The 6,766-nt window shown below is 66.6% G+C and carries 6 protein-coding genes and 2 pseudogenes; all 8 read left to right on the top strand.

The window, feature by feature from the left end:
* Nucleotides 1-390: 390 nt before the first annotated feature.
* A complete protein-coding gene (phnD, locus tag ACK4S2_RS15345; protein ID WP_409626340.1) occupies nucleotides 391-1,344 on the top strand; it encodes a phosphate/phosphite/phosphonate ABC transporter substrate-binding protein in 954 nt (317 codons plus the stop codon).
* A gap of 66 nt (nucleotides 1,345-1,410) precedes the next feature.
* Nucleotides 1,411-2,229: a phosphonate ABC transporter ATP-binding protein gene (gene phnC, locus ACK4S2_RS15350; protein WP_409626343.1), complete on the top strand. Its 819-nt coding sequence runs from the start codon at nucleotides 1,411-1,413 to the stop codon at nucleotides 2,227-2,229.
* Nucleotides 2,229-3,038: a phosphonate ABC transporter, permease protein PhnE gene (gene phnE / locus ACK4S2_RS15355; protein ID WP_409626346.1), complete on the top strand. Its 810-nt coding sequence runs from the start codon at nucleotides 2,229-2,231 to the stop codon at nucleotides 3,036-3,038. Before phnC ends, phnE (ACK4S2_RS15355) begins: the two co-directional genes overlap by 1 nt.
* On the top strand, nucleotides 3,035-3,844 hold the full coding sequence (phnE, locus tag ACK4S2_RS15360) for a phosphonate ABC transporter, permease protein PhnE (protein WP_409626349.1): 810 nt from the start codon (nucleotides 3,035-3,037) through the stop codon (nucleotides 3,842-3,844). Before phnE (ACK4S2_RS15355) ends, phnE (ACK4S2_RS15360) begins: the two co-directional genes overlap by 4 nt.
* 123 nt (nucleotides 3,845-3,967) lie before the next feature.
* Complete coding sequence (locus ACK4S2_RS15365; protein WP_409626352.1) at nucleotides 3,968-4,756, top strand: ABC transporter substrate-binding protein; 789 nt, start codon at nucleotides 3,968-3,970, stop codon at nucleotides 4,754-4,756.
* Nucleotides 4,757-5,361: 605 nt separating this feature from the next.
* The gene (locus ACK4S2_RS15370; protein WP_409626355.1) at nucleotides 5,362-5,601 is read left to right on the top strand and encodes a hypothetical protein; all 240 of its coding nucleotides are present in this window, start codon (nucleotides 5,362-5,364) and stop codon (nucleotides 5,599-5,601) included.
* A gap of 23 nt (nucleotides 5,602-5,624) precedes the next feature.
* Nucleotides 5,625-6,074, top strand: a pseudogene (locus ACK4S2_RS15375) (DDE-type integrase/transposase/recombinase); the annotation flags it as partial.
* A gap of 204 nt (nucleotides 6,075-6,278) precedes the next feature.
* Nucleotides 6,279-6,766: pseudogene (locus ACK4S2_RS15380) on the top strand (transposase); the annotation flags it as partial.

Below are 6,766 nucleotides of genomic sequence, written 5' to 3' on the forward strand. Positions count from 1 at the left end.
TCGACCAGCTCGAGAAGCGCCATTCTGTCGTCGGTCATCATTCGCCATTGTCCTCGGACCGATGGCGGACAATGGCTCATTCTCCGTTTCACGTTCCGGGTGTCGCAACCCGGACCTTTTTGAAGATCGACGATGACCACCAGCGGCACCGCCGGCCCCGCACTGCGCTACGCCAATGGCTCCGCGCGCGGCCTCCTCCTACACCACCACCGGGGACAAAGCCGCCACAAGGTCCCGCCCGGATAGATCGGTGAGCTGCACAAGGCGCCGTCAAGAGCGAGAAACCAGACCGCGACCGGCCCGGACAGCAGGGCAACTCGGGACTCCATCTGTCACTTATCAGTTACATTCGAAAGTTATCACACGAGCCGAAAAAGGAAGGAGTCGGAAATGCTTCGCAATATTCTCACGGCTGCCGCGGTCATCTGCCTTGCGGCCCCCGCGCTGGCCGAGTTCACGCTGGATGCCCGCTACACGGATGCCGACGGCGACCTGATCGCCGATATCCCCACCGACGCGGGCCAGCTGGTCGATCCGGCGACGCTTATCTTCGCCTATACCCCGGTCGAGGATCCGGCCGTCTATGCCGAGGTCTGGAAGGGGTTCCTGCAGCACATGGAGGCCGTGACCGGCAAGCCGGTGCAGTTCTTCCCCGTCCAGTCGAACGCCGCGCAGATCGAGGCGATGCGCGCGGGCCGTCTGCATGTGGCGGGCTTCAACACCGGGTCGAACCCGCTGGCCGTGGCCTGTGCCGGCTTCCGCCCCTTTGCCATGATGGCCGCCAAGGATGGCCGCTATGGCTATGAGATGGAGATCATCACCTACCCGGGTTCGGGCATCGAAAAGATCGAGGACATCAAGGGCAAGACCCTGGCCTTCACCGCCGAAACCTCGAACTCGGGCTTCAAGGCCCCCTCGGCCCTGCTGAAGTCGCAGTTCGGCCTGGAAGCGGGCAAGGATTATACCCCCGCCTTCTCGGGTGCGCATGACAACTCGATCCTGGGCGTGGCCAACAAGGATTACCCGGCGGCCGCCATCGCCAATTCGGTGAAGGAGCGCATGATCGCGCGCGAGGTGATCAAGCCCGATGCGACGACCGTGATCTACACGTCGGAAACCTTCCCGACCACGGGCTACGGCGTGGCGCACAACCTCAAGCCGGAGCTGCAGGAAAAGATCAAGGAAGCGTTCTTCAGTTTCGACTGGGAGGGCAGCGCGCTCCTGGCCGAGTTCTCGAAGTCGAACCCGCCGAACGAGACCTTCATTCCGATCACCTTCAAGGACAACTGGGCTGTGATCCGCGAGATCGACGCGGCCTCGGGTGTGTCCTACACCTGCAACTGAGGCAATCCGGCCAGACACCGCGCGGGCGGACCCGTTCCGCCCGCGCGGTCATTCCTGCGGGGACCGATGCTTACGATCCAGAATCTGACCAAGACCTACAAGACCGGCGACAAGGCGCTGTCGGACGTGTCGTTCACCGTGCCCAAGGGGCAGGTCGTGGGGCTGATCGGGCCTTCGGGTGCCGGCAAGTCCACGCTGATCCGCTGCATCAACCGGCTGGTTGAACCGACCGCGGGCACGATCGCACTGTCGGGCAAGCCGATCACCGGCCTTGGGGCGGGCGAGTTGCGCCGGATGCGGCGGCGGATCGGGATGATCTTTCAGGAATATGCCCTGGTCGAGCGGCTGACGGTGATGGAGAACGTGCTGTCGGGCCGCCTCGGCTATGTCGGCTTCTGGACCAGCCTGACGCGGCGCTTCGGTCCCGACGACATCCGCCGTGCCTATCGCCTGCTGGACCGCGTGGGCCTGATGGACCATGCCGACAAACGCGCCGACGCCCTGTCGGGCGGACAGCGGCAGCGCGTGGGCATCGCCCGGGCCCTGGCGCAGGAGCCCGAGCTGCTCTTGGTGGATGAGCCGACCGCCAGCCTCGACCCCAAGACCAGCCGCCAGATCATGCGCCTGCTGATCGAGATCTGCGACGAGAACGGCCTGCCGGCCATCGTCAACATCCACGACGTGCCGCTGGCGCAGCAGTTCGTCGCGCGCATCATCGGGCTGCGCGCCGGGCGCGTGGTGTTCGACGGCACGCCCGAGCAACTCACGCACGAGGCGCTGACCTCGATCTACGGCGCCGAGGACTGGGCGGCGATGAAGAAGGGCACCGAAGAGGACGAGGCCGCCGAGCGCGACGCCCGCCGCCACATGGCCGAGATCGGCTGATGCAGGTCTCCACCCCCTATCCGACGCGGTGGAAACGGCCGCCGCAGGTCTTCACCAACCCGGTGTGGCGCGTGGCGCTGTTCTGGGGCGCAGCGATCTATCTGGTGCTGGCGCTGGCCTCGATCGATCCGAACTGGGCGCGCATCGCCGCCGGCTGGGAACGCGGGCTGCGCTTCATCGGCGGCTTCCTGCAGCCCGATTTCACCAGCCGCTGGCGCGACATCTCGAACGGGCTGATCGAAAGCCTGACGATGACGCTGACCTCGACCGTGGTGGGCATCCTGATCTCGGTGCCGATCGGGATCGGGGCCGCGCGCAACGTGGCGCCGCCCGTGATCTATTACATCTGCCGCAGCATCATCGCCGCCAGCCGGGCGCTGCAGGAAGTGATCGTGGCGATCTTCTTCGTCGCGATGTTCGGCTTCGGCCCCTTCGCCGGCTTCCTGACGCTGGCATTCGGCACCATCGGGTTCCTGTCGAAGCTCTTGGCCGAGGATATCGAGGACATCGACGAGGCGCAGGCCGAGGCGATCCGGGCGACCGGCGCCTCCTGGGCACAGATGATCAACTATGCGATCCAGCCGCAGGTGATGCCGCGGCTGATCGGCCTGTCGCTCTACCGGCTCGACATCAACTTCCGCGAAAGTGCCGTGATCGGCATCGTGGGGGCGGGTGGCATCGGGGCGACGCTGAACACGGCCATCGACCGTTACGAATACGACAGCGCCGGCGCGATCCTGCTGATCATCATCGGGCTGGTGATGGTGGCGGAATACGGGTCGTCCTATCTGCGGAAGTTCCTGCAATGACCGATGCCGCACATCCCGCCGTCTGGCGCCGCCGCACGCCGCGCGTGCAACTGCTCATCTGGGGCGCGTGGTTCGCACTGGTGGCGCTGTTCGTCTTCTGCTGGCAGGTGATGACGAAGAACACGATGTGGGTCTTCGTCTGGGACGCGCCGCGCCAGGCCGCCGACATCGGCACCCGCATGTGGCCGCCGCGCTGGTCCTACATGTCCGAGCTGTGGTGGCCGCTGTGGGACACGCTGAACATGGCCACGCTGGGCACCCTGCTGGGCGTGATCCTGGCCGTGCCCATCGCCTTTCTGGCCGCGCGCAACACCACGCCCTCGGCGATGATCCTGCGGCCTGCGGCGCTGTTCGTCATCGTGGCATCGCGGTCGATCAACTCGCTGATCTGGGCGCTTCTTCTGGTGGCGATCATGGGGCCGGGGATCCTGGCCGGCATCGTCGCCATCGGGCTGCGGTCGATCGGCTTCATCGGCAAGCTGCTCTATGAGGCGATCGAGGAAGTGGATACCGGCCCGGTCGAGGCCGTGACCGCCACCGGGGCCAGCCGCGCACAGGTGCTGGACTATGCCATCGTGCCGCAGGTCCTGCCCGCCTTCTGGGGCATCACCGTGTTCCGATGGGATATCAACATCCGCGAAAGCGCGATCCTGGGCCTGGTTGGCGCGGGCGGCCTGGGGCTGAAGCTTCAGGGGTCGCTCAATGTGCTGGCCTGGCCGCAGGTCACGATGATCCTGATCGTGATTCTGGGGACCGTCGTGGTATCCGAATGGGTATCGGCCAAGGTGCGCGGCGCCATCATCTGATTGCAACGCCCCGCTGTCACGGGGCAAAACGGCAGACCGACCATGAGCCGACGCTTCACGCTGATCGGCGCCACGGCACTGGCCCTGCTGCCCGCAGTCGCCTTCGCCTAGGCCAAGGAACTTGTGCTCTCCTGCTCGGCCGGCGAGGAATGGTGCCGCACCCAGTCCGAAGCCTTTACCCGCGAAACCGGCATCAACGTGCGGATGACGCGCAAGTCGTCGGGCGAGACCTTCGCCCAGATCAAGGCCGAGGCAGGCCAGCCGCGTGGCGACGTGCGGTGGGGCGGCACGGGCGATCCGCACCTGCAAGCAGCACAGGAAGGCCTGACCGAGGAATACCGCTCGCCCATGCTGGCCGATCTGCAACCCTGGGCCGTGACGCAGGCCGAAGCCGCGGGTTTCCGCACCGTGGGCCTCTACGCTGGCGCAGTGGGCTTCGGCTACAACTCGACCATGGTCACCGAGAACCCGCCGGCCTGCTGGAAGGATCTGCTGGACGCGCGGTTCAAGGACGACGTCCGGGTGGCCAATCCGAACTCGTCGGGCACGTCCCACACCATGCTGGCCACGATGGTGCATTTGATGGGCGAGGACGGGGCCTTTGCCTACCCGAAGGATCGGCACGCCAACATCAGCCAGTACACCAAATCGGGATCGGTCCCGATCCGGGCTGCCGCAACCGGTGAAACGGCCATCGGCATCGTCTTCATGCACGACGCCGTGGTCGAGGCCGTGGGCGGCGCGCCGATCGTGACCGTGGCGCCCTGCGAAGGCACCGGCTACCAAGTCGGCTCGATGTCGATCATCAAGGGCGGGCCGAACCCGGAGGCCGCGAAGATCTGGCATGACTGGGCGCTGTCGGCCAAGGCGCAGGAAATCGGCGCCACGGCGAGATCCTTCCAGGTGCCGTAAAAACCGGCGCCGCCCCCCCCGCCGCAAGCGCCCAAGCTGGCCGATGTCAAGCTGATCGACTACGACTGTGCCAAATATGGCTCGTCCGAGGTGCGCACGGCCCTGCTGGCCCGCTGGGACGCCAAGATCGGCGCGCTGCCCAAGTGACGACGGGATCGGATTGCCGGATCGGACGTGTCTGGTCCGGCCTTCTTCTTGGTGCGACGCTGGCGCTGCCCTGGTTCAAGGGCGGGGCTTTTCTGGACAGCGCGCTGACCCAGGGCATCGCGGGCCGCGTCTGGCTGCTGGTGCTGGTCGCGGTGGCGGCGGGTCGGGCGGGGCTGGTGCGGGATCGGGCTGCGCGGTCCTGCGCTGCCGGGGATCGCGCTCATAGGCGCGCTGGCCGAGCTGCTGGCCGCGTGCGGCTTTGCCCGGGGGCAGGTCAGCAGCCTTTGCCATCGTGGGCATCGTGGCGGCGCTGACGCTGTTCGTGTTCTTTCCGATCCTGAAACCGATGTCGGCGGCCTTTGTCGCCGCCGACGGCACGCTGTCGGCCGGGCCCTTCCTGGCCCGCATCGCCGCGCCCGACCTCTGGACCGTGGGCTGCCTGACCGGGGCGGTGCGGGGTGGTCATCAATTCGTTGGTGCTGGGGGTGCTGTCGGCGGCGCTGGGCCTGGCGCTGGCGCTGCTGGTGGCGCGCACGGACTTCCGCACGACGCGGCTCCGGCGCGCCATTTCCATTCTGCCGATCATCACGCAAAGTTTCGTGGTAGGGGTGGCGATCCTCGTCCTGTTCGGGCGCAGCGGGGTCGTCACGGTCGAGGTCGCCGAGTGGCTCGGCATCCGCCCCACCTGCTGGATCTAGGGCCTGCCGGGCATCCTGATTGAACCGCCCAGGGCTGGCTGTATGTGGCGGTCGTGCTGGAGCGGTTCTCCCGCCGCGTGGTCGGCTGGTCGATGAAGGCCGAGAGGGATGCCACGCTGGTCATGGGCGCCCTGATGATGGCCGTCCGGCGCCGCGGCAAGACCGATGTGCTGCTGCCTCATCCGGATCAGGGATCGCAATACACCAGCGAGCAGTTCCAGCACCTGCTGGCCTGCAACGGCATCAGCTGTTCGATGCGCCGGGCCGGGAACGTCTGGGACAATTCGGCCATGGAGAGTTTGCTTTCTTCGCTGAAAATCGAGAGGACCAACCGCAAGGCCGATCGCACCCGCGACGAGGCCCGCGCGGACCTGCTCGATTACATCGAACGCTTCCACAACCCGCGCAGACGGCATTCGAAACTGGGCTACATCAGCCCCATGGAGCCCAAGGCCCGCGCCATGCAAGCTTGACCTGCTGTCCACGAAACCGGCATTGTCCCCGGTGGTGGTGTAGGAGGAGGCCGCGCGCGGAGCCATTGACGTAGCGCAGCGCGGGGCCGGCGGTGCCGCTGGCGGTCATCGTCGATCTTCAAAAAAGGTCCGGGTTGCGACACCCGGAACGTGAAACGGAGAATGAGCCATTGTCCGCCATCGGTCCGAGGACAATGGCGAATGATGACCGACGACAGAATGGCGCTTCTCGAGCTGGTCGAGAGTGAGGGGCCAGCGCGCCATCGGTCCAGGCGCGGCCCCGAACGCCGACGGCGACCTCGTGCGCGAGATGCTGGCCTATGCGGCCGAGCGGATCATGGAAGCGGAGGTCGAGGCCCGGACGGGTGCGGCCAAGGGCGCGCGCACGCCGATGCGGGAGGTTCAGCGCAACGGATACCGGGAACGGGACTGGGACACGCGGGCGGGACGGATCGCGCGGGAGATCCCGAAGCTGCGCAAGGGCAGCTACTTCCCCAGCTTTCTGGAGCCGCGCCGCACGGCGGAGAAGGCTTTGGTGGCCGTCATTCAGGAGGCCTATGTCCACGGCGTTTCGACCCGTTCGGTCGACGACCTGGTCAAGGCCATGGGCGCGGGCGGCATGTCCAAAAGCCAGGTCAGCGTCGAAGGCAGTGCCTTCGACCTGCGCGGATATCGACGAACGCGTGAACGCT

The sequence above is a fragment of the Gemmobacter sp. genome (assembly GCF_046292685.1).
In the GTDB taxonomy this organism is placed as follows: Bacteria; Pseudomonadota; Alphaproteobacteria; order Rhodobacterales; family Rhodobacteraceae; genus Wagnerdoeblera.

What these genes read in the sequence shown, in the direction of transcription:
- phnC (WP_409626343.1), top strand. Translation starts at nt 1,411, where the DNA reads ATGCTTACGATCCAGAATCTGACCAAGACCTACAAGACCGGCGACAAG.
- phnD (WP_409626340.1), top strand. Translation starts at nt 391, where the DNA reads ATGCTTCGCAATATTCTCACGGCTGCCGCGGTCATCTGCCTTGCGGCC.
- phnE (WP_409626346.1), top strand. Translation starts at nt 2,229, where the DNA reads ATGCAGGTCTCCACCCCCTATCCGACGCGGTGGAAACGGCCGCCGCAG.
- phnE (WP_409626349.1), top strand. Translation starts at nt 3,035, where the DNA reads ATGACCGATGCCGCACATCCCGCCGTCTGGCGCCGCCGCACGCCGCGC.